Source organism: Kineosporia mesophila (assembly GCF_021129235.1).
Lineage (GTDB): Bacteria > Actinomycetota > Actinomycetes > Actinomycetales > Kineosporiaceae > Kineosporia > Kineosporia mesophila.
On sequence record NZ_JAJOMA010000008.1, the window covers coordinates 260,207 to 281,035 of the forward strand.

Annotated in this window: 15 protein-coding genes; 5 read left to right on the forward strand and 10 right to left on the reverse strand. The window is 70.2% G+C overall.

Going from position 1 to position 20,829, the window contains the following annotated elements:
- Positions 1 to 34: 34 nt before the first annotated feature.
- Positions 35 to 1,624: a histidine ammonia-lyase gene (hutH, locus tag LR393_RS13990; protein ID WP_407937313.1), complete on the reverse strand. Its 1,590-nt coding sequence runs from the start codon at positions 1,622 to 1,624 to the stop codon at positions 35 to 37.
- 203 nt (positions 1,625 to 1,827) lie between these two features.
- Here hutH and LR393_RS13995 point away from each other — a divergent pair, with 203 nt between their 5' ends.
- The gene (locus tag LR393_RS13995) at positions 1,828 to 2,478 is read left to right on the forward strand and encodes a copper resistance CopC family protein (protein ID WP_231484327.1); all 651 of its coding nucleotides are present in this window, start codon (positions 1,828 to 1,830) and stop codon (positions 2,476 to 2,478) included.
- On the opposite strand, the gene LR393_RS14000 is transcribed toward LR393_RS13995, so the two are convergent.
- Entirely contained in the window at positions 2,466 to 3,575 is a 1,110-nt protein-coding gene (locus tag LR393_RS14000) for a hypothetical protein (protein ID WP_231484328.1), read from the reverse strand. The two genes, LR393_RS13995 and LR393_RS14000, sit on opposite strands and share 13 nt — an antisense overlap.
- Positions 3,576 to 3,800: 225 nt before the next feature.
- On the opposite strand from LR393_RS14000, the gene LR393_RS14005 reads away from it, so the two are divergent.
- From LR393_RS14005 to LR393_RS14015, 3 genes are all read left to right on the forward strand, one after another.
- Positions 3,801 to 4,433 carry a hypothetical protein gene (locus tag LR393_RS14005; protein ID WP_231484329.1) on the forward strand — a complete coding sequence of 211 codons (633 nt, stop codon included), beginning with the start codon at positions 3,801 to 3,803 and terminating at the stop codon, positions 4,431 to 4,433.
- Between the two features lie 944 nt (positions 4,434 to 5,377).
- Entirely contained in the window at positions 5,378 to 6,157 is a 780-nt protein-coding gene (locus tag LR393_RS14010; RefSeq protein WP_231484330.1) for a YcnI family copper-binding membrane protein, read from the forward strand.
- Positions 6,154 to 6,867 (forward strand): copper resistance CopC family protein, encoded by a 714-nt coding sequence (locus LR393_RS14015; protein ID WP_231484331.1) that lies wholly within the window; start codon positions 6,154 to 6,156, stop codon positions 6,865 to 6,867. The genes LR393_RS14010 and LR393_RS14015 overlap by 4 nt, the downstream gene beginning before the upstream one ends.
- Before the next feature lie 36 nt (positions 6,868 to 6,903).
- On the opposite strand, the gene LR393_RS36400 is transcribed toward LR393_RS14015, so the two are convergent.
- The 5 genes from LR393_RS36400 to LR393_RS14040 form a co-directional block, all read right to left on the reverse strand.
- Positions 6,904 to 8,139 carry an OmpA family protein gene (locus LR393_RS36400; protein WP_231484332.1) on the reverse strand — a complete coding sequence of 412 codons (1,236 nt, stop codon included), beginning with the start codon at positions 8,137 to 8,139 and terminating at the stop codon, positions 6,904 to 6,906.
- Between the two features lie 138 nt (positions 8,140 to 8,277).
- Complete coding sequence (locus LR393_RS14025; protein ID WP_231484333.1) at positions 8,278 to 9,228, reverse strand: hypothetical protein; 951 nt, start codon at positions 9,226 to 9,228, stop codon at positions 8,278 to 8,280.
- A gap of 117 nt (positions 9,229 to 9,345) precedes the next feature.
- On the reverse strand, positions 9,346 to 10,869 hold the full coding sequence (locus tag LR393_RS14030; protein WP_231484334.1) for a maltokinase N-terminal cap-like domain-containing protein: 1,524 nt from the start codon (positions 10,867 to 10,869) through the stop codon (positions 9,346 to 9,348).
- Complete coding sequence (treS, locus tag LR393_RS14035) at positions 10,866 to 12,641, reverse strand: maltose alpha-D-glucosyltransferase (RefSeq protein ID WP_231484335.1); 1,776 nt, start codon at positions 12,639 to 12,641, stop codon at positions 10,866 to 10,868. The genes LR393_RS14030 and treS overlap by 4 nt, the downstream gene beginning before the upstream one ends.
- 1 nt (position 12,642) lies before the next feature.
- Positions 12,643 to 14,763 (reverse strand): alpha-1,4-glucan--maltose-1-phosphate maltosyltransferase, encoded by a 2,121-nt coding sequence (locus tag LR393_RS14040; RefSeq protein ID WP_231484336.1) that lies wholly within the window; start codon positions 14,761 to 14,763, stop codon positions 12,643 to 12,645.
- Between the two features lie 523 nt (positions 14,764 to 15,286).
- On the opposite strand from LR393_RS14040, the gene glgP reads away from it, so the two are divergent.
- Positions 15,287 to 17,878, forward strand: coding sequence for an alpha-glucan family phosphorylase (gene glgP / locus LR393_RS14045; protein WP_231484337.1), 2,592 nt, complete (start codon positions 15,287 to 15,289; stop codon positions 17,876 to 17,878).
- Between the two features lie 50 nt (positions 17,879 to 17,928).
- On the opposite strand, the gene LR393_RS14050 is transcribed toward glgP, so the two are convergent.
- The 3 genes from LR393_RS14050 to LR393_RS14060 are packed head-to-tail and all read right to left on the reverse strand — an operon-like array spanning position 17,929 to position 20,691.
- Positions 17,929 to 18,942: an ABC transporter substrate-binding protein gene (locus tag LR393_RS14050; protein ID WP_231484338.1), complete on the reverse strand. Its 1,014-nt coding sequence runs from the start codon at positions 18,940 to 18,942 to the stop codon at positions 17,929 to 17,931.
- Positions 18,943 to 18,985: 43 nt separating this feature from the next.
- Positions 18,986 to 19,744, reverse strand: coding sequence for an amino acid ABC transporter ATP-binding protein (locus LR393_RS14055; protein ID WP_231484339.1), 759 nt, complete (start codon positions 19,742 to 19,744; stop codon positions 18,986 to 18,988).
- Positions 19,741 to 20,691 (reverse strand): amino acid ABC transporter permease, encoded by a 951-nt coding sequence (locus LR393_RS14060; protein WP_231484340.1) that lies wholly within the window; start codon positions 20,689 to 20,691, stop codon positions 19,741 to 19,743. Before LR393_RS14060 ends, LR393_RS14055 begins: the two co-directional genes overlap by 4 nt.
- Positions 20,692 to 20,829: the final 138 nt, after the last annotated feature.

Below are 20,829 nucleotides of genomic sequence, written 5' to 3' on the forward strand. Positions count from 1 at the left end.
AGGTGAGCCTCCTCGCCGAGGCTCACCCTCGTCCTCAATTCAGCCCGGGCACCGCACCCCGGGCCGCCTCGAGCACCGCACCCGAACGGATGGCCGCGCTCACCCAGCCGATCTCGGGAGCCAGGAAACGGTCCGGTCCGGGCCCCTCGACCCCGGTGCGCAGCAGGTCACGCACGGCGCCGGTGCCCCGCGCGGGCTGGAGCGGGGCCCGCAGGTCCAGCGAGCGGGCCGCGGTCATCAGCTCGATCGCCAGCACGTCGCGCAGCCCGTCCACGGCCTTGCGCAGCTTGCGGGCGGCGTGCCAGCCCATCGAGACGTGGTCCTCCTGCATGGCCGAGGAGGGGATCGAGTCCACCGACGCCGGGGCCGCCAGCCGCTTCAGCTCCGACACGATCCCGGCCGCGGTGTACTGCGCGATCATCAGACCCGAGTCCACGCCCGGGGTCTGGGCCAGGAACGGGGGCAGGCCGTCGTTGCGCCTGGCGTCCAGGTGCCGGTCGGTGCGGCGCTCGCTCATACTGGCCAGGTCGGCCACCGCGATCGCGAGGAAGTCCAGGGCGTAGGCCACCGGGGCGCCGTGGAAGTTGCCGTTCGACTCGACCCGGCCGTCGTGCGTCACCACCGGATTGTCGATGGCCGAGGTGAGTTCGCGCAGGGCCACCAGCCGGGCGTGCTCCAGCGTGTCGCGTACGGCGCCGTGCACCTGCGGGGCGCAGCGCAGCGAGTATGCGTCCTGCACGCGGGTGCACTCCGGGCCCCGGTGGCTGGCGATGATCGGCGAATCCTCCAGCAGGGCGCGCAGGTTCGCGGCAGAGGCCTGCTGGCCCGGGTGCGGGCGCATCCGGGCCAGGTCGGCGGCGAACACCGCGTCGGTGCCCATCAGTGCCTCGACGCTCATGGCCGCGGAGAGGTCGGCCACGGTGATCAGCCCGGCCAGGTCGTGCAGCGCCAGCACCAGCATGCCGAGCATGCCGTCAGTGCCGTTGATCAGCGCCAGACCCTCCTTCTCGACCAGTTGCAGCGGCGTGATGCCCGCCGCGGCCAGGGCCTGGGCGGCGGTCATGGCGTTACCGTCCGCGTCGGTCACCGGGCCCTCGCCCATCAGGGCCAGCGCGCAGTGCGCCAGGGGAGCGAGATCACCCGAGCAGCCCAGCGATCCGTACTCGTGCACGACCGGGGTGATCTGCGCGTTGAGCAGGGCGGCGTAGGTCTGGGCGGTCTCCGGGCGCACGCCGGTACGGCCCGTCGCCATGGTGGACAGGCGTTGCAGCATGAGCGCCCGCACCACCTCGGTCTCCACCGCCGGCCCGGCGCCTGCCGCGTGCGAGCGGATCAGGCCCGCCTGGAGCTGGGCGCGGGCCTCGAGGGGGATGAAGGTGGTGGCCAGGGCGCCGAAGCCGGTCGAGATGCCGTAGTGCGGCTCGGTGTCCTGGGCCAGCGCCGCGATCACGGCGCGAGACTGCGTGATCGCCGTCAGCGCGTTCGGGCTGATCTCGATCCGGGCACCGTGGCGGGCGACGGCGACGACGTCGTCCGTCGTCAGCGGGCCGATGCCCAGCTCGACCGTCGCTCGGGTTTCGGGGGCAGGGGTAGTCGTCACGGCGTGATTCGACCGCGTCGCCATCTTCGGGGCAAGTTCTGTGCTTGTCCGACGGCTTGTCCGGTGACTCGCTGGACGGCTTGTCCGGCGGGGCCAGTGTGATCCCTGAGATATCCGCTGTTCGGTGAATCGGGCTCCGGCGATTCGGCCTCCGCGCCCTCACTCATGGGTGACATTCTGTGGCCATGTTGTGGCTGAGAGTGAGCGACGGGTGTGGTGGACTCCGGGTGGCGACGGCCTTGGCCGCTGCCGGTGCGGGGCTGATCTTCGGTTCGGCGGGAACGGCTTTCGCCGATTCCGGGGCCGAGGTGGTGGGTGTCAGTCCGGCTCGCGGGGTGGTGCAGTTCGCGCCCTACGCCGTGTCGGTCACGTTCAGTACGGAACTGCGCGGCTCGGGTGCCTCGATGAGCATCCACGCGACGACCGGTGAGGTCGGCGTGGGCGAGGTCTCGACCGGTTCGAGAACGTTGCGGCGGTCGGTCGTGACCGGTGCTCCCAACGGCGCCTACACGGTCGACTGGTCGGCGGTGGCGGAGAACGGCGACCAGCTCTCGGGCAGTTTTCGTTTCACGGCGGGGCATCCGAACGACGATCCTCTGCTCACGGGGGAGCCGGTGCCGGAGGTGACGGCCGCGCCGTCGCAGCCGTCACCTCCGGTGCGGGACCCGTGGCACCACGACGGTGACGTGATCGCCGCACCGGCGCTGGATCACCCGGACCCGCCGGCGAACGGCGGTGTCTCGTACGGATTCCCGCTGACCGCACTGGGCCTGGGGGCGTTGCTGGTCATCGCGTCCGGCCTGGTCAGCCGCCGGCACAAGCCGGCCGGGCCGCAGCGGCTGACCATCCAGACCCGCAACGGCGTCTACTCGGTCTGACCCGGCGCGCTCTCTTTCTGCTCCTTCTGTCCCGTTCGCCGGGGCAGGGGGAGCAGTTTCAGTTCGGCGGGGATCCGGTCCAGGTCGATCGTTCGGCCGCTGCGCGAGACCTGGTTCCGGGTTTGGTTTTCCCGATGGTGGACGTCGGTCACGGCGACCGCTGTCGGGTCGCCTTCGAAGGTGCGCGGGCTGGGTGAGGCTGTCGTGGTCCCACCGGGTGCCCGATCGCCATCCGGGTCCGGCCCGTCGTGGCTGTCCCGTCGAGAGACGCCGGCCTCGATCGGCGCGTTGACGCGCACGTCCACCACGGATGACGTCCCGGCGGAGGTGGACCGGTCCGGGTTCCCGGCGGTGTCGGGTCGTGCCGGGGTCGTGGCGGCCGGGCGGCGCGGGAGGCGGCCGAGGGCGTCGAGCACCCGGGTCGGGGGGGAGTGGGGGGCGCGGATCAGGGTGGCCACCAGCCAGGCCGAGAACAGGTGTACGGGCAGCAGATAGACCGTGGTGAGCGCGTCGATGCAGACACCGCAGAGCACCAGTGCGGTGAGGGCGAGCAGGGGTGCGCTGCGGGAGGTGCGGACCCGGTCGGTGCGTGAGGGGCTGTGCGCCGGGAAGGCCAGCGACCCGGTGTTCGCCCGCAGCCAGTACACCGTCAGGGTTCCGGTACCGAGCCCGGCGAGGGTCCTTCCCGTGGCAGTCAGCCCGGTCACCGCGGCGGTGGCCGGATCGCTCACCGTCAGCAGGGCCGCGCCGCTGAGCAGGGACAGGCCGCCCAGTAAAGGAGTCACCCCGAGGCGCCAGAATCGGCGGCGGGCCAGTGGGCGGTGCCAGGCCAGGGTGACGCCGCAGAGTACGAACAGGAGGTCGAGGGCGACCGTGCAGCCGCTGGCCACGGGTCCGGCGAGGCCGGTCAGGGCGCCCGTCCCGCCCACGACCGCGAACGGTGCGGCGGTCAGGGCGAGGCCGGTCAGGGCCGGGAGCAGGGGCACCCGGGATGATCCGGTTCCTGGTGAAAAGGCCGCGGCTTCTTCCGCAGGGCTGTTCTCGGGGGACAACGTGGCCTCGACCGGGACGGGTTCGGGGCGGGTCGCGGCGCTCATCGGTGACGGGGCCCTTTCGGCAGGAACGGATGCCAGCGGAGCCTAAAGATCAACGCGCCGTGATCGGTGATTACCCAGGGTTGACACGAAGTCGGATTCGGATATCGGCCGTTCGCCTCAGTCCTTCCTGGCCTTCCTGCCCCTGGCGTCGCGGCAGTAACGCTGTATCGCTCTTGACGCAGACCTGAGCCAGGATTGTCGGTAGCTCCCGTTAGGGTTTGCCCCATGACCCCGGCCCGCGGTGCGATCCGGCTGACCCGATCGGCGATGTTCTCGCTGACCGCCGTCAGCCTGGCCGTCGCTGCCCACGCCGCCGGCGGTGAGCGGGTCAGCCTGCCCGTGGCCGTGCTCTGTGTCCCGGCCGTCATGCTCGTGGTCAACCTGCTCGCGGCCCGGCGCCGCGGAGCGGTCTCGCTGATGCTGGGCCTGGGCGTCACCCAGGTCGTGCTGCACGCCGCGTTGATGGCCGCGATCATGTCCGACGGCTGCCGCATGGCCGGGCGCCACCTGTCCTCCACCCATGCGGTGACGGGTTACGGCGCCGCGTCGGTCACGACCTGCGACCCGGGCATGGCGGGCCACCAGGCCTCCGACATGTTCTCCATGTCGCCGCGCATGTTCGCGGCCCACGCCGTCGCCGTCCTGCTGCTGGCCCTGTTGCTGGCGCGGGGCGAGGCCATGGTCTGGGCCCTGACGGGCAACCTGAGCCACCGGCTGGCGCTGCCCCGGGTCGTGACGCCGCCCCCGGCGATGCGCCCCCTCCCCGTCCTCGTCCGTGAAGCCCTGCTGCCGCTGGCCGACGTCCCCCGCCGCGGCGTGCGCCGGCGCGGACCACCCGCTCGGTCACTCGTCTCCTGAAGAACCTGGCCTGACAACACCAGTCCGTGGCCTCTATGTCCTCGTCGGTCAGGTGGCCACGAACGGCCATCACGTCCGCCGTCCCTCCTTCGTTCGTGATCATGCAAATCCTCCTCGGTGACGGGTGCGCCTCCCGGCCGAAGGCCGGGAGGTTGCCTGATCATGAACCAGAAGGTGGCCAACCTTCGCGGTCGCGGCACTGCTGGCCGTGGGCTTCGGAGCCTTGGGGACCTCGAAGTTGGTGGGCCTCGGAGCTCATGGGCCTCGGAACTCATGGGCCTCGGAACTCATGGGCCTCGGAACTCATGGGCCTCGGAACTCATGGGCCTCGGAACTCATGGGCCTCGCAGTTCTTGGGGCTCGCAGCTCTTGGGCCTCGGAGTCGGCGAGACTCGGAGCCGGTGAGACTCGGAGTCGGCGAGACTCGGAGTCGGCGAGACAGGGACCTGATCCAGGGCCCCAGCTTCTGGGCTCTCGTCTGGTTCTTCGGTCGCACGGCCTCACCCCCTGCTTCGTCGGTCACGCCAGCGGGCGTGCGGAGCCGTCCCCGTGTTCCGTGGCTCTTTCTGCCGAGAGGCTTCGCACCTCTACGGGCGGTGAGGCGCCCGGGCGACATCGGAAACGGCTCAAGCGCCTTCAGTCGAACCACCTCCGAGGGGGTGCCGAGGCCTACCGAGGCCACGGGTTCGGTGGCACGGGTTCGGCGGCGCCAGGGTTCCGTGGGGTCGGAGTCGGCCGTGGCCGAGGCCGGGGTCCAGTGGTTGAGGGGGAGCTGTGCCGGGCCGAGAGGTCTCAGGGCGGAAGCCGTTTCCCGTGACCAGATGTCTTGGAAGACGAGTTCAGTTGATTACCCAGATTTCCCGACCGGAGATGTCCGTGGCGCCTGGGCGCCGGAGTCTGTGGGTCGTCCATCATTCGCAGCTTTCCAGAAAGATTTCGAACACATGTCGCAGTCACGCATCCCCCTGGCCGTCCGGGCCGGAGCCGCTCTTCTCGCCGCCGCCACGATCAGCGTGGCCGGCGCGGCCGTCGCGCAGGCCCATGTGCGGGTCACGCCGGACAGCACCGCCGAGGGCGGCTACTCGCGGCTGACCTTCCGGGTGCCGAACGAGTCGGACACCGCGGGCACCACCTCGGTCGAGGTCAGCCTGCCCACGGACACGCCGTTCACCTCCGTGATGACCAAGCCGGTCCCGGGCTGGAAGGCCGAGGTCACCGAGGACAAGCTGCCCAAGCCCGTCGACCTGGACGGGACGACGGTCACCAAGGCCGCGAGCACGGTCACCTGGACCGCCGAGAAGGGCACGGCGATCAACCCGGGCGAGTACCAGGAGTTCTCGATCTCGGTGGGTCCGCTGCCGAAGGAGGGCACCACGATCGGCCTGCCGGTGAAGCAGACCTACTCCGACGGCAAGGTCTCGGACTGGAGCGAGCCGGCCGTCGAGGGTGAGGAAGAGCCGGAGAACCCGTTGCCGTCGTTCGAGGTCACCGCGGCCGAGGCGGACGACCACCACGGCACCACCGCGGCCGCCGACACCACCGAGCACGCGACCGACGAGAGCAGCGCCGACTCCGCCGCCCGCTGGCTGGGTGCCGGTGGCCTGGCCGTCGGTGTGATCGGTCTGCTGCTGGCGGGTCTCGCCTGGCGCCGGGTGGCCACGCTGACCGCCGCCGGCACGACCAGCACGATCGGCAAGACTGACAAGACCGGGAGCTCGGTGTGACGATCGGGAACGGCACCACCAGCCGGGAGCCGGTGGGGGAGGGCCCCGTCGGTGGCGGGTCCGCGTCCTGCGCGGCCGGAACGGAACCGGGCACCCGCAGGTCCCGGCCGCGTCGTCCGAAAAAGACTCTGGGCACCCGGTTCGCCGCGGTGCTGGCCCTGGTGCTCTCCGGCCTCGTGCTCGGCGCGGGCCCGGCCCTGGCCCACGACCAGCTCGACGAGACCAACCCGGCCGACGGCTCGACCGTGGAGACCGTTCCTGACGAGATCGTCCTGGACTTCAGCGCCACCCCGCTGGCGCTCGGTTCAGCGGTCCGGGTCGTGGGGCCGGGCGGTGACATCACCAGCGGCAAGCCGAAGGTGGTGGACAACCAGGTCACCCAGGAGGTCTCGGCGGGACGGCCCGCCGGCGACTACACCGTGCAGTGGCGGGTGACCTCGTCCGACGGTCACCCGATCTCCGGCGAGTTCAGTTTCACCGCGCGCGAGGGCGACGAGGTGTCCACCGCGTCGCCCGAGACCTCGTCCGCCGTGACGGGGACGAGCGAGGCGGCGGCCACCGGAACCACCGTGGCCTCCGCCCAGAACGAGAGCGATGACGGCGGCACCTCACCGGTCCTCATCATCACGCTGCTCGTGCTGGCGGTCGTGGTGATCGGCGCGGTGGCGTACCTGTTCGTGCTCGCGCCGAAACGCTCGAGCGAGAACTGATTCCATACCTGATGCGGTGCCCGCGCGGGCGCCGCATCAGGGTGGGTCGAGCGGCAGCACCACGATCACGCGCCGGTTCATACGTCGCCCGGCCTCGGTCGAGTTGTCGGCGCGGGCGCTGGTCTCGCCGAAACCCTGTACCAGCAGCTTCACGTCGACTCCCCGGAGCTTGCGGCTGAGCGCGGTGGCGACGGCGCTCGCCCGCCGGCGCGACAGATCCAGGTTCAGCTGATCACTACCGATGCTGTCGGTGTACCCGTTGACCTGGATCCGGCCCCGTACCCCGGTCTCGCGGATCTGCGTGGCCAGCTGCTCCAGCCGGCCGTGGGCCCGCGGCGAGAGCCGGAACGAGCCGGAGGGGAAGAGTACGTCGGACAGGAACGTGATCTCCTGACCCTCCTGAACGGTCGGCGGCACGTCCGAAACCGGTGATGACACCACCGGGGCCGGGCGGTTCCGGGTGTCCGGCCGGTCCGGATCCGGGGTGCTTTCGGCTGCCCTCAGAGCGCTGTGGCCCGTCATCGGCGACGCGTCCCGCGCGGGAACGAGCACGATCAGCCCGACCCAGCCCACCAGCAGCACAGCGGCGAGAGCCATCAGCCCACCGGCCAGCGCGTTACGGTGCAGTTTCCACCAGAGGGCGCCGCGGCCCATCGGTTTCGGCCGGTCCGGAGCTCGGGACTCCGGCTCGGGCCGGAAGGGCTCGATCAGTGGGGCGGACGGGGTCTGCAGCACCCTCAGACCCCGGTCGTCGCGGGAGCGCGCGAGGGTGACCAGGGCGCTGGCGGCCCCCTCGGCGGACGTGGTGCCCTGCGGGTCGGACAGCGCCGCCCAGTCCAGCCACAGGGTGAGACTGCTGATCAGCCCGTCGGGTTCGAGGGTGGCGACCACCCGCAACGGCACCCGGAGTTCGTCCTCCATGAGCGGGTGGGCCGACGCCCGCCCGGGCCGCCGCACCTGCTGGTGCACCACGGCCACGGCTTCCTCGGTCACCTCGCCCGAGGAGACGAAGCGCCGCGACGGGGTCCAGGACAGCTCCCGGATCATCAGCTGCACATCACGGGCGGCCCGGCCCAGATCGTCGCGGCCCCGCACGACGATGTCACCCTCGCGCCGGGGCACCCGCAACCGGCCGTCGGGGGTGAAACAGAGGACGAAGTTGCCGGGGTCACGCTGGAGGATCGCGTCGCGCACCGGCTCCAGGGGGTCGGGCCCGTAGAGCGCGAAGCCGGGCCCGGGGGACTCGTGATCGCGAGGTGGGGCATCGTTCACCGGAGCGAACGACGGGTAGGTGCACGCACGCTCCGCAGACTGCCTGTAACCGTACGCAGTGCGCAAGGGGGCTAATACCCGATGGAGGGCAGTGATCGTGTGCATTCCTTGCGGCTGGAACGCAAGAAATGCACACGATCAGCGTGTTCGGCCAACCGGACAGGCCGGGCCGCAGGGACGGGCCCGTCCCCGCCAGCCGTAGGCCGCCAGGACGGCGGACACCTGGGCCGCCACCGCGCAGGGACGTCCCGCGACATCGCGCCAGCCATGGCGCAGCACCGCCTGGCGGTCGGCGACCACCACGTTGTCCCGGCGCATGTCGCGGAACGCATCGCTTCGCGGATGGGCCTCCTGCCCGTCGAGTTCTACGATCAGGCGCCATTTCTCATAACGGACGTCACGGTGACGCTGTCGGCCGTCCGGTTCGGTGGCGCCCACATTGCGCAGAGCGGGCGGAAGACGGTGTGCACGTTCGACGTCCCGCAGGTACCGCCGCTCGAGAGGTGACTGCACTCCGTCGGTGAACTCGGCCAGCAGGTCGTCGACGAGGCCGCGCCATCGATGTCTTGATCTCCGGCTCAGAGCGGCCGAGAGCGCACGCGAGGTCGTCAGCCGCCGCTGCAGGACGCCCAGCACCAGGCCGCAGACGGCTTCCGGGGACTCCTCGCGATCAGCGACATCCAGCACGGCATGCTCGGTCCGCAGCCGGGGTGGGCTCAGGAAGCGGTCCGACCGGGCGAAGAGATCACGAACCCGATGGACAGAGATGCCGGGGACAGCTCTCGCCCCGCCTCGATGCGGAATGCAGATCTCGATCGGACCGGTCCGGGGTAGCGCCTGCGCCAGACCGAGCGCGGTCCGGCCTCCGGCGACCGCCCCGTCGCCGCAGTAGAGCACGGCCGCCCAGATGCGTGCGATCGCGGTGGGTGGGCCGGTGTGAATGATGTAGACGCCCGGCAGCGCAACCTGCCAGCGGCCGTTGTCGACATGACGTCGTGCCTGCCGGGAGGACAAGCCCATCGCCAGCAACTGCCGTCGCGCGACGGTTCCCTCCTGCACCACGGCCAGGTTCGTCCACGGATCGCCCATGACCGGCCAGGGTGCCTGAATCGGTCACCCCGCGGGGCAGCCTGTGGACAGCAGAGAGCGTGTGCATTCTTTGCGTCTGAACCGCAAGGAATGCACACGCTCTCGGTGTGAACCGGGTCAGCGGGGGAGCAGGCGCCCGACCGCTCGCAGCGGGACCTCGACCCAGCCCGGGCGGTGCCGGGTCTCGTAGACCACCTCGTACAGGGCCTTGTCGAGTTCCAGGGCCCGCAGCAGGGCACCGTCCTGACGCGGGTCACGGCCGGCCTCGGTGGCGTACCCGTTGAGGTAGGCCTCGCGGCACTCACCCGCCCAGGTGGACGCGGCCAGGGACCGCGGGTCGTCGTCCGCGAGCCCGAGAACCGAGTGCCGGGCGGCGTAGTCGAACGAGCGCAGCATGCCCGCGACGTCGCGCAGGGCCAGGTCGGGGTCACCGCGCTCGGCCAGGGGCCGCAGCGGCTCGCCCTCGAAGTCGAGCAGCACCCACCCTCGGCTCTCGGAGTACAGGGCCTGACCCAGGTGCAGGTCACCGTGCACGATCTGCAGGTCCGGGGCCTCGGTCAGGACCCGCACCTGATCGACCACCTCGCGGGCCGCGTCGGCGTACTCGGCCAGGGCCGGGGCCGCCTCCAGCGCCCAGTTCAGGCGCTGGTGCAGGTGATCGGCCAGTGAGGAGAGCGTGGCCGGGGTGCTGGGACGGGTCGGCAGGGCCGCCGCGAGCGCCGCGTGCACGGCGGCGGTGGCGGCGCCCAGCTGGGAGGAGAGACCCGCGAAGGTCTCCCCGTTGGTGACGGCCCGGGTGGCCACACGCCAGCCGTCGGCACTGCCGGCGACGAACTCGGCCGCCGCGGACAGGTGCCCCCAGGCCGGCTGACCGCCCGGCTGCACCCACTCGCCCTCGACCCAGCCGACCAGCCGCGGCACCCGCTCGTTGCCGGCCCGGGCCAGAGCACCGGGCACCACCACGTCGGGGTTACGGCCGGGCTGCAGCACCCGGAACAGCTTGATCATCACCGGTTCCGAGCTGTCCGAGCCGTCGGCGCCGACGATGATCGACGTGTTCGACTGCTCGCCCGACAGCACCTTCGCGGCCCGGTGCGGATCCGGCGGGGCCTCACCGGCACGACGAACACCCCGCACACGGCTGCGCGGGGTGCCGGACTCGGACATCGCCTCGCCCGAACCGGCGATCAGCTCGGTCCAGGCGGAGACGAAGTCCGGGTCGTGCGGCGCGTCGTAGACGTATCGCGGCCCCTCGGGCGTGCGCAGCTCACCGAGCAGCGCGTGCGCCAGGTCGGGCACCGGCTCGCTGCGGTAGGTCAGCGGGACCTGGTAGGTCGCGGCCCCGGTCGCCGTGGAGCTGCCGGTGGCCGACTGGCCGGCCGGCAGCGCACTGATCAGGTGCACGACGATGCCGACCTTGCGGTCGATGGCCGCCTTCGGCGCGAGCACCGCGGTGGGGAGCGAGAACTCCCCGGTCGCGGGCTCGACCTTGGACGGCTGCGGCACCGGCGGTACCAGCATGATCTGCCCGGCCGGCGACAGGGTCACCCCACCGCGCCCGGCCGAGAACCAGCGCTGTCGGGGTAACCAGCTGGCCAGCAGGCCGGCGATGTCGACAGCTCCGGTAGCCGGCTCGTTCATCGGGCGGCTCCTGCACTCGCGCTCGCGGCGACGGAATTTCCGATGGAGGGTGCGGTGGGGTCGATCGGCGGGGAGATCGACAGCCAGTAGAAGTCCCGCGACCCCATGCTGAGGTTGAGCTCACCGTTCTGCGGCACCGGCTTGAACCCGGTCCCGCCGAAGATGTCGCTGATCTCGTGGTCGGCGGTCCAGTGCGGCAACGTCAGCGTGGTGGCCTGGGCCGTGCGGCTGAGGTTGTTGACGCAGAGCAGGATCTCCGGGGCGGCGCCGGTCTGCGGGTCGCCCTGGTAGACCCGCAGGAACGCCAGCACCCCCGGGTTGTCGGCCTCGACCGCCTGGTAGGTGCCCATACCGAACGCCGGGTGGTCGCGCCGGATCTGCAGCATCGAGCGCACCCAGTTCAGCAGCGAGCTCGAGGTGGCCATCTGGGCCTCCACGTTCACCGCCGCGTAGTGGTACTGCAGCGACTGCACGGCCGGCAGGTAGAGCTTGCCCGGGTCGGCGGTGGAGAAACCGGCGTTGCGGTCGGGCGTCCACTGCATCGGGGTGCGCACCGCGTCGCGGTCGGGCAGCCAGATGTTGTCGCCCATGCCGATCTCGTCGCCGTAGTACAGCGTCGGGCTGCCCGGCATGGACAGCACCAGCGCGTGGGCCAGCTCGATCTCCGCGCGGGAGCCGTCGAGCAGGGTCGCGAGCCGGCGCCGGATGCCGATGTTGGCGCGCATCCGCGGGTCGGGTGCGTACCAGCCGTACATCGCGGCGCGTTCCTCGGTGGTGACCATCTCGAGCGTGAGCTCGTCGTGGTTGCGCAGGAACGTGCCCCACTGGCCGTGCGAGGGGATGTCGGGGGTCTCGGCCAGGATGTCGATGATCGGCTTGGCCTTCTCGTCACGCAGCGCGTAGTAGATGCGCGGCATCACCGGGAAGTGGAAGCACATGTGGCACTCGGGCTCGTCCTCGGTACCGAAGTACTCGACGACGTCCTTGGGCCACTGGTTCGCCTCGGCCAGCATGATCCGGCCGGGGTACTCGTCGTCGATCGTCATGCGCAGCTTGCGCAGGAAGTCGTGGGTCTGCGGGAGGTTCTCGCAGTTGGTCCCGTCTTCCTCGAACAGGTAGGGCACGGCGTCCAGGCGGAAGCCGTCGATGCCCATGTCCATCCAGAAGCGGACGACGTCGAGGATCGCCTCCTGCACGGCCGGGTTCTCGAAGTTGAGGTCCGGCTGGTGGCTGAAGAAGCGGTGCCAGAAGTACTGCCGCCGCACCGGGTCGAACGTCCAGTTGCTGGACTCGGTGTCGACGAAGATGATCCGCGCGTCCGTGTAGACCTCGTCCGTGTCGCTCCAGACGTAGAAGTCCCCGTAGGGGCCCTCCGGGTCGTTGCGGCTGGACTGGAACCACGGGTGCGCGTCCGAGGTGTGGTTGATCACCAGGTCGGTGATCACCCGCAGACCCCGGGCGTGCGCCTGGGCGACGAACTCCTGGAAGTCCGGCATGGTGCCGAACTCCGGCAGCACGGCGCAGTAGTCGGCGATGTCGTACCCGCCGTCGCGCAGGGGCGAGGCGTAGAAGGGCGGTAGCCAGAGGCAGTCGACACCGAGGGACTGGATGTAGTCCAGCTTGCCGATCAGCCCGGTGAAGTCACCGGAGCCCGACCCGTTCGAGTCGGCGAAGGCGCGGACGAGCACCTCGTAGAAGACGGCCTTGCGGTACCAGTTGGGATCGTTGTCGAGACCGGGATGGATACCCGCGCCACCAATGTTCCTGGGCAACTCAGAGCCTCCTGACGTGGAGGACGTGGGCGGGCTGGAAGTAGGGGTCGAGACTGACGAAGTTGTGCTCCTGCCACGGGTAGGTCGTACCGGTGATCAGGTCTTCGACGATGAACCCGTCGAACCAGTCCAGGCCCAGGGCGGGCATGTTCAGATGCACGATCGTCTCTCGGGTGGCGTGCGGATCGAGGTTGACGACGACGATGAGCACGTCCTCGGGGCCACCGGCCGTCTCCCCCGACTCCAGACGCCGCGAGTAACAGATGATCTGCTCGTCGTCGACGTCGTGGAACACGGTGTTGCGCAGGCGCTGCAGTGCTTTGTGGTTGCGCCTGATGTCGTTCAGCCGCGTGATGTACGGCGCGATCGAGCGGCCGTGGTTGGCGCCGCCCGCCTCGTAGCTCTTCCAGTCCCGCGGGCGGTACTGGAACTTCTCACTGTCCAGATACTCCTCACGGCCCGGCAGGGGAGCGCCCTCGCACAGTTCGTAGCCGGAGTACATACCCCAGCTCGGCGAGAGGGTGGCAGCCAGCACGGCACGCAGCTTGAAGGCCGAGGGCCCTGCGTTCTGCAGGAAGTCGTGAAGGATGTCGGGCGTGTTAGGCCAGAAGTTCGGCCGCATGTAGTCGGCACTTGAGCCCGTGAGCTCGGTGATGTACTCGGTGATCTCCGCCTTGGTGTTCCGCCAGGTGAAGTACGTGTACGACTGGTGGAAACCGACCTTGCCCAGGGTCTGCATCATGGCGGGCCGGGTGAAGGCCTCGGCCAGGAAGAGCACCTCCGGGTTCTCGGCGTTCACCGAGCGGATCAGCCACTCCCAGAACGACACCGGCTTGGTGTGCGGGTTGTCCACCCGGAACACCTTCACGCCGTGACCGATCCAGTGCTGCACCACCCGCAGCACCTCGGCGGCGAGCCCGGCCGGGTCGTTGTCGAAGTTGATCGGGTAGATGTCCTGGTACTTCTTCGGCGGGTTCTCGGCGTAGGCGATGGTGCCGTCGGCGCGCGTGGTGAACCACTCCGGGTGTTCCTTGGCCCAGGGGTGGTCGGGCGCGCACTGCAGCGCCAGGTCCAGCGCGACCTCCAGACCCAGCGCCGTGGCCGTGCTGATGAAGTGGTCGAAGTCTTCCAGCGTGCCCAGGTCGGGGTGGACCGCGTCGTGACCGCCCTCGTCCGAGCCGATGGCCCAGGGCGAGCCCGGGTCGGTCTCGCCCGGCGTCAGCGTGTTGTTGGGGCCCTTGCGGTTGACCCGGCCGACCGGGTGGATCGGCGGCAGGTAGACGATGTCGAAGCCCATCGCCGCGGCTGCGGGCAGACGCTCCTCGGCCTGCCGGAACGTGCCGGAGATCCAGCGCCCGTCCTCGTCCAGCCGGGCACCCTCGGAGCGCGGGAAGAGCTCGTACCAGGTGGAGTAGAGCGCCCGTTCGCGCTGCACCTCCAGGCGCAGCACCGGCGAGGGGGAGACCAGGTCGCGCAGCGGGCTCTCCGTCAGAGCGCCCTTCACCTGTACCGACAGGCCGGCGGCCAGGCGCTCGGAGACGGAGCGGTTGCTGTTGCGCAGCACCGCCGCGGCCTCGGACAGGTTGAGTGCCGGCTTGCGGCGCTGCCTGGTCTCCTTGACCGCGCGCTCCAGCAGCCGGGCACCCTCCTCGAGCATCAGCTCGACGTCGATGCCCGAGCCGATCTTGATCACGGCGTCGTGTTCCCAGGTGCCGTACGGGTCGCTCCAGCCCTCCACCACGTACGACCACATCCCGATCCGGTCGGGTGTGAAAGTGGCATGGTAACGGTCTGTCCCGGGAGCGCCGGGAGTCATCCGGACCTCGCTGTGGCGTCTGCCCTCGGGATCGATGAGGACGGCGGTGGCGGCGACGGCGTCGTGGCCCTCACGGAACACCGTGGCGCTCACCTCGATCGTCTCACCGGGGACGGCCTTGGCCGGCCAGCGTCCACCGTCGACATGCGGGGTCACCCCGGTGACGGGGATGCGCCCGATGCCGGGACGCCCGAGGACCACCGGCGCGCTCTCCCCCTTGCCCTCGGCGAGGTAGGGGGCGACGCTCGCGGGCAGCGCGGCGTCCTTGCCGTTGTACTCAGGAGTCGTGCTCGCTCGTGTCTCCATAGGTTTACCCGTTCCCGCGACACCCGAAGTGCGGCCGATCTGATCAAAGCCACTGTGGAGGCTCATGGACGCTTCCGACGACCTTCCCGGCGAGGCGCCATCTCGACGGCCGGCCCCCCGCCTCTGCTGAACAACTTCCGACAAACAAGAAACAAGGCCTGCTGCGTACCAGACTCGACCATGGCGGGGGGTTCCCGCATTTCCACCACACCCCTTGACCCGAGCTGTACCCGTCAGTTCACCTGGGGCGCCATCGATAGACGGGTCCCGGACAGCGGACGCGCACAGCACGACATGAACCACCGGCGGGCCGGAAGCTCCGGTGGCCGTCCGGCCACGACCACGAACCATGGTCGCGCCACGACAGCCCCTGGCCCAGATCCAACCAGACAGTAGTTTCAGGGTGATCACTGCGGTGCTTCAGAACCTATCGGCACACCCGGGCCGAAACTTCTTGCGAGTTGTGCAGGAGGTTCACACCGATGGCCGTGCGCCGGAGCGCGGATGACCTAGGCTTGGCCCGGTGAGAGCGATCCGCAGATTCACTGTCCGGACCGTCCTGCCCGAGCCGCTCGCGCCCCTGGCCGAGCTCGCGAGCAACCTCCGATGGTCGTGGCACCGGCCCACCCTCGACCTGTTCGCGTCGCTGAGCCCGGCCCGCTGGGAAGCAGCCCGCCGCGATCCGGTGGCGATGCTCGGATCCTTCTCCCCGGAAGAGCTCCAGGCGCTCGCCGCCGACGAGGAGTTCGTCGCCCGGGTGCGGGATGCCTCCGACGTCCTGCACACCTACCTCACCGAGCCGCGCTGGTACCAGACGCTCGCGCAGGAGCTCGCCGCCGAGAACCGTGAGCCGGCGCCGCGGTCCATCGCCTACTTCTCGCCGGAGTTCGGCATCACCGCCGTCCTGCCGCAGTACTCCGGCGGCCTGGGCATCCTGGCCGGCGACCACCTGAAGTCGGCCAGCGACCTGGGGGTGCCGATCGTCGGGGTCGGCCTGCTCTACCGGCGCGGCTACTTCGAGCAGTCGCTCACCCGCGACGGCTGGCAGCACGAGGACTACCCGGTGCTCGACCCGCACGAGCTGCCGATCTCCCTGCTGCGCGAGCCCGACGGCTCGCCCGTCGAGGTCACCGTGACCCTGGCCGGCGGGCGTCCCCTGGTCGCCCACGTGTGGAAGGCGCAGGTGGGACGCGTCCCGGTGTTGCTGCTCGACTCCGACCACGAGGCCAACGACGAGGCGGTCCGCGCCGTCACCGACCGGCTCTACGGCGGCACCCCGGAACACCGCCTGCACCAGGAGATCCTGCTCGGCGTCGGCGGCGTGCGGGCCCTGCGCCGGTGGAGCCGGCTCTCCGGGGCCCCGGCGCCGGAGGTCTACCACACCAACGAGGGGCACGCCGGGTTCCTCGGTCTGGAGCGGATCAGCGAGCTGGTCGGCACCGGGCTGAGCTTCGACGAGGCCCTCGAAACCGTTCGCTCCGCCACCGTCTTCACCACGCACACGCCGGTGCCCGCGGGTATCGACCGGTTCGCCCGGGAACTGATCATGAGCCACTTCGGGCCGGAGGCCGGTCTTCCCGGCCTGGACGTCGAGCGGGTCCTGGCGATCGGCGCGGAGAGTTACGAGGGCGGCGACCCGACCGTGTTCAACATGGCGGTGATGGGCCTGCGCCTGGCCCAGCGCGCCAACGGCGTCTCGCAGCTGCACGGCGTGGTCAGCCGGGAGATGTTCGACGGTCTGTGGCCGGGCTTCGACCCGCCGGAGGTGCCGATCACCTCGATCACCAACGGGGTGCACGCGCCCACCTGGGTCGACCACCGGATGATCGAGCTGGCCGAGCGGCACATCGGCCCACAGATCCGCACCGAGGCCCGGGCCTGGGAAGAGATCGCCAAGGTCCCCGCCGCCGAGCTCTGGGCCACCCGCCGCGACCTGCGCGCCGACCTGGTCACGCAGGCCCGGCAGCGGGTGCGCGCCTCCTGGCTCAAGCGCGGCGCCAGCAACGCCGAACTGCACTGGATCGACGGCATTCTCGATCCGGACGTGCTCACGGTCGGTTTCGCCCGCCGGGTGCCCACCTACAAGCGGCTCACGCTGATGCTGCGTGACCCCGAGCGACTGAAGCGTCTGCTGCTGCATCCGGAGCGCCCGGTGCAGCTGGTGATCGCGGGTAAGTCGCACCCGGCCGACGAGACCGGCAAGCGGCTCATCCAGCAGATGGTGCGCTTCGCTGACGAGGCCGACGTGCGGCACCGCATCGTCTTCCTGCCCAACTACGACATCGCGATGGCCCAGTCGCTGTACCCGGGCTGCGACGTCTGGCTGAACAACCCGCTGCGTCCCTTCGAGGCCTGCGGCACCAGCGGCATGAAGTCGGCCCTCAACGGCGGGCTCAACCTGTCGGTGCTCGACGGCTGGTGGGACGAGTGGTTCGACGGCGAGAACGGCTGGGCCATCCCGACCGCCGACGGGGTGGAAGACCCCGACTACCGCGACGACCTCGAGGCCACGGGCCTGTACGACCTGCTCGAGAACGAGGTGGCGCCGCGCTTCTACGACCGCGACGCGGAGGGTCTGCCCCAGCGCTGGCTGTCGATGGTGCGGCACACCTTCTCCTCGCTCGGGCCGAAGGTGCTCGCCAGCCGGATGGTCGGCGACTACGTGCGTCAGCTCTACCTGCCCGCCGCGAACGCCGGCCGGGCCACCACCCCCGAACGGGCCCGCGACCTGGCCGCGTTCAAGGGGCGGATGCGCTCGTCCTGGGCCGGGGTGAGGGTCGAGCACGTCGACTCCTCCGGCCTGTCCGACTCCCCGCAGGTCGGTGACGAGATGAGCGTGCGCGCCGTGATCTCCCTCGACGGCCTGGCGGCCGATGACGTCGAGGTGCAGGTGGTGCACGGCCGGGTCTCCCCGGAAGACCGGATCACCGACTTCGTCGTGCAGGACCTGCAGTACTCCGGCCCCGCCGAGAACGAACCGGCCGACGGCCGGCACGTCTTCGAGGGACGTCTGAAACTGCGCCGCACCGGCCCGTTCGGCTACACCGTGCGGGTGCTGCCGAAGCACGAGGGCCTGGCGGCCCCGGCCGAACTGGGGCTGGTCACCAACGCGTGAGGTGAGGGGAGCACCAATGGTGGACGCGGACGTCCACCATTGGTGTCTTCTCAGGAGTTGTCGAGGGGGAGACCGGGCGGGTTGATCTCGGACTTCTCGACGGCCTCGTTCTGCAGGTTGTAGGCCTTCAGCCAGGCGTCGTACTGGCCGTTCGCGATCAGGTAGTTGATGGCCGCGGCGACCGGCTCGTTCAGGCCGCTGTCCTTCTTCGAGGTGGCCGCGATCAGACCCTGCAGCGACTCACCGGCGCCGGAGTAGGTGCCGGCGCTACGGGTCGGGGTGCTGCCCGCGGCGCCCCGCGCGATGGCGTACTGGATACCGGGGTTCGGGCCGAAGTAGGCGTCGATCTTGCCCGAGGCCAGCGCCAGCGTGCTGCCGTTGTGGTCGGTGTAGTACTTCACCTCGAGCTTCTTGCCCTCGGCCTCGAGCTTCTTCTTCCACTCCAGCAGGATCTTCTCCTGGTTGGTACCCGCGCCGACGGAGACGGTCAGGCCGGCCAGGTTCTCGTAGTCACCGTCGAAGTTCCAGGTGCTGTCCTTGCTGACCTCCCAGCCCAGCTCGTCCTTGCGGTAGGAGGCGAAGTCGTACTTGGCCTTGCGTTCCTCGGTGTCGGTGATGTTCGAGAAACCGACGTCGTTCCGGCCGCTGTCGATGCCGACGAAGAGGTTCTCCCAGGTCACGTTGGAAACCTTGGGGGTGAGACCGAGTGTGGCCGCGACCAGCCGGCCCAGGTCGGGCTCGGCGCCGGTGATCGTCTTGGCGTCGGTGCCGGTGAACGCCAGCGGCGGGAAACCGGAGGGCAGTGAGCCGACGCCGATCACCAGTTCACCGCTGTCCAGGATCTTCTGGGGGAGCTGGGAGCGGATGTCGCTCTGCACCGGTACGTCGATCGTGGTCTCGGTGTACGGGTCGCCGGTGGCCACCGCGATCTTCACCTTCGAGGTGCCGCTCGTGGCGGCCGGGGCGCTGTCGGCGTCCGCGTCACCGCCGCAGGCCGTCAGCGTGGTGGTGGCGCTCAGGGCCAGGGCGGCGGTGAAGAGGGCACGGCGTCTGAGGGTGGACATGGTTCTCCTCGGAAAATGGGTCTGGGGCGGGAACGTGGGGGAGTTACAGGACCTTGCCGATGAACTCGCGGGTGCGAGGGTGCTGGGGGTTGTCGATCACGTCGGCGGCCGGCCCGTGCTCGATCAGGCGCCCTCCGTCGAGGAAGAAGACCAGGTCGGCCACCTCCCGGGCGAAGGCGATCTCGTGCGTGACGATGACGAGAGTCGTTCCGGTGCGGGCCAGTTCCTTGATCACGGCGAGCACCTCGCCGACCAGCTCGGGGTCGAGGGCCGAGGTCGGCTCGTCGAACAGGATGAGCTCGGGCTCCAGGGCCAGGGCCCGGGCGATCGCCGCCCGCTGCTGCTGCCCGCCGGAGAGCTGACGGGGATAGGCGTGGGCCTTCTCGGCGATGCCCACCTTCTCCAGGAGTTCCAGGGCCCGCTTCTCCGGCGTGGGACGCCGGTGCGCACGGGGTGCCTCGGTCACGTTCTCCAGGATGGTCAGGTGCGGGAAGAGGTTGAAGTTCTGGAAGACGAACCCGATGCGCGAGCGCTGCTGCCGGATCGCCCGGTCGCCGAGTTCGTGCAGCCGGCCGCGGTGTTCGCGCACGCCGATGAGTTCGCCCAGCACCTTCACGTAGCCCAGGTCGAGCTGGTCGAGGTGGTTGATGGTGCGCAGCAGCGTGGACTTCCCGGCACCGGAGGGCCCGATGACGGCGGCCACCTGCCCGGCCCGGATGTCGAGGTCGATGCCGTCGAGCACCCGGTGGGTGCCGAACGACTTGGTCGCGCCCCGGATCTCGACGGCTGTCTTCCCGTTCATGCGAACCTCTTCCGGGTGACGGTGCGCAGCCGCTGGAAGGGCGTCGGGGGCACCGTGCGCTGTGAACCGCGGGCGTAGTAGCGCTCCACGTAGTACTGCACCACCGAGAGCACGCTGGTGAGGATCACGTACCAGACGGTGGCCACCAGCAGCAGCGGCACGATGTCACCGGGGAAGGTGGCGCCCAGCGTCTGCACGGTGCCGAACAGGTCGAGCAGCGACACGTAGGAGACCAGGGAGCTGGCCTTGATCAGGCCGACGAGCTGGTTCACGTAGGCCGGCACGATCGCCCGCTGCGCCTGCGGCAGCACGATCCGGCGGAACTGCCGGGCCCGGCTCAGCCCGAGGGCGTTCGCCGCCTCGTGCTGACCCTGGTCGACCGAGGCCAGGCCGGCCCGCACCACCTCGGCCGCGTACGCCGCCTCGTTGAGACTCAGCCCGATGACGCCGATCACCGTGTAGCCGAGCAGATCGGTGGTGTCGATGCCGGAGAACGCCGGGCCGAACGGGATGCCGATGCTCAGCTGCGGGTAGAGGGCGGAGAAGTTGAACAGGAACAGCAGCAGCACGATCAGCGGGACGGCCCGGAAGATCCAGATGTAGGTCCAGCTCACGGCCTGCAGCAGGGCGACGCCCGACAGTCGCATCAGGGCCAGCACCACGCCGCCGAGCAGCCCGAGCACCGCGCTCCAGGCCGCCACCTCCAGCGTCAGCAGCAGCCCTTCGAGGATGGGTGCCTGCGTGAACCAGAAGCGGAAACGGTCCCACTGGTAGAACGGATTGCTGATCAGGCCGTGCCCGAGCTGGACCGCGAGGACCAGGACCACGGCGGTCGCGACCCAGCGCCAGGGGTGCCGGGACCGGATGACGGGCCGGCTGGTCAGGAGGTCGTCGGGGGGTGGGGTGTCGACCTGCAGACGTGGTGCGGTGGAGGAATCGGCGCTCACGGGAACGTCTCCTTGGGGGATGCGGGCATGACGGCGCGCACCGGGCGTGAAGCATGAGAAGTGTTGCGGGCAGTCAGGAATGCGCAGGAGCAGTCAGATCCGACAACAGGAGGCGCGACGGGCGGGCGCGGGGGCGAC

What these genes read in the sequence shown, in the direction of transcription:
- hutH (WP_407937313.1), bottom strand. Translation starts at nt 1,624, where the DNA reads ATGGCGACGCGGTCGAATCACGCCGTGACGACTACCCCTGCCCCCGAA.
- LR393_RS14000 (WP_231484328.1), bottom strand. Translation starts at nt 3,575, where the DNA reads ATGAGCGCCGCGACCCGCCCCGAACCCGTCCCGGTCGAGGCCACGTTG.
- LR393_RS14005 (WP_231484329.1), top strand. Translation starts at nt 3,801, where the DNA reads ATGACCCCGGCCCGCGGTGCGATCCGGCTGACCCGATCGGCGATGTTC.
- LR393_RS14010 (WP_231484330.1), top strand. Translation starts at nt 5,378, where the DNA reads ATGTCGCAGTCACGCATCCCCCTGGCCGTCCGGGCCGGAGCCGCTCTT.
- LR393_RS14025 (WP_231484333.1), bottom strand. Translation starts at nt 9,228, where the DNA reads ATGGGCGATCCGTGGACGAACCTGGCCGTGGTGCAGGAGGGAACCGTC.
- LR393_RS14030 (WP_231484334.1), bottom strand. Translation starts at nt 10,869, where the DNA reads ATGAACGAGCCGGCTACCGGAGCTGTCGACATCGCCGGCCTGCTGGCC.
- LR393_RS14040 (WP_231484336.1), bottom strand. Translation starts at nt 14,763, where the DNA reads ATGGAGACACGAGCGAGCACGACTCCTGAGTACAACGGCAAGGACGCC.
- LR393_RS14050 (WP_231484338.1), bottom strand. Translation starts at nt 18,942, where the DNA reads ATGTCCACCCTCAGACGCCGTGCCCTCTTCACCGCCGCCCTGGCCCTG.
- LR393_RS14055 (WP_231484339.1), bottom strand. Translation starts at nt 19,744, where the DNA reads ATGAACGGGAAGACAGCCGTCGAGATCCGGGGCGCGACCAAGTCGTTC.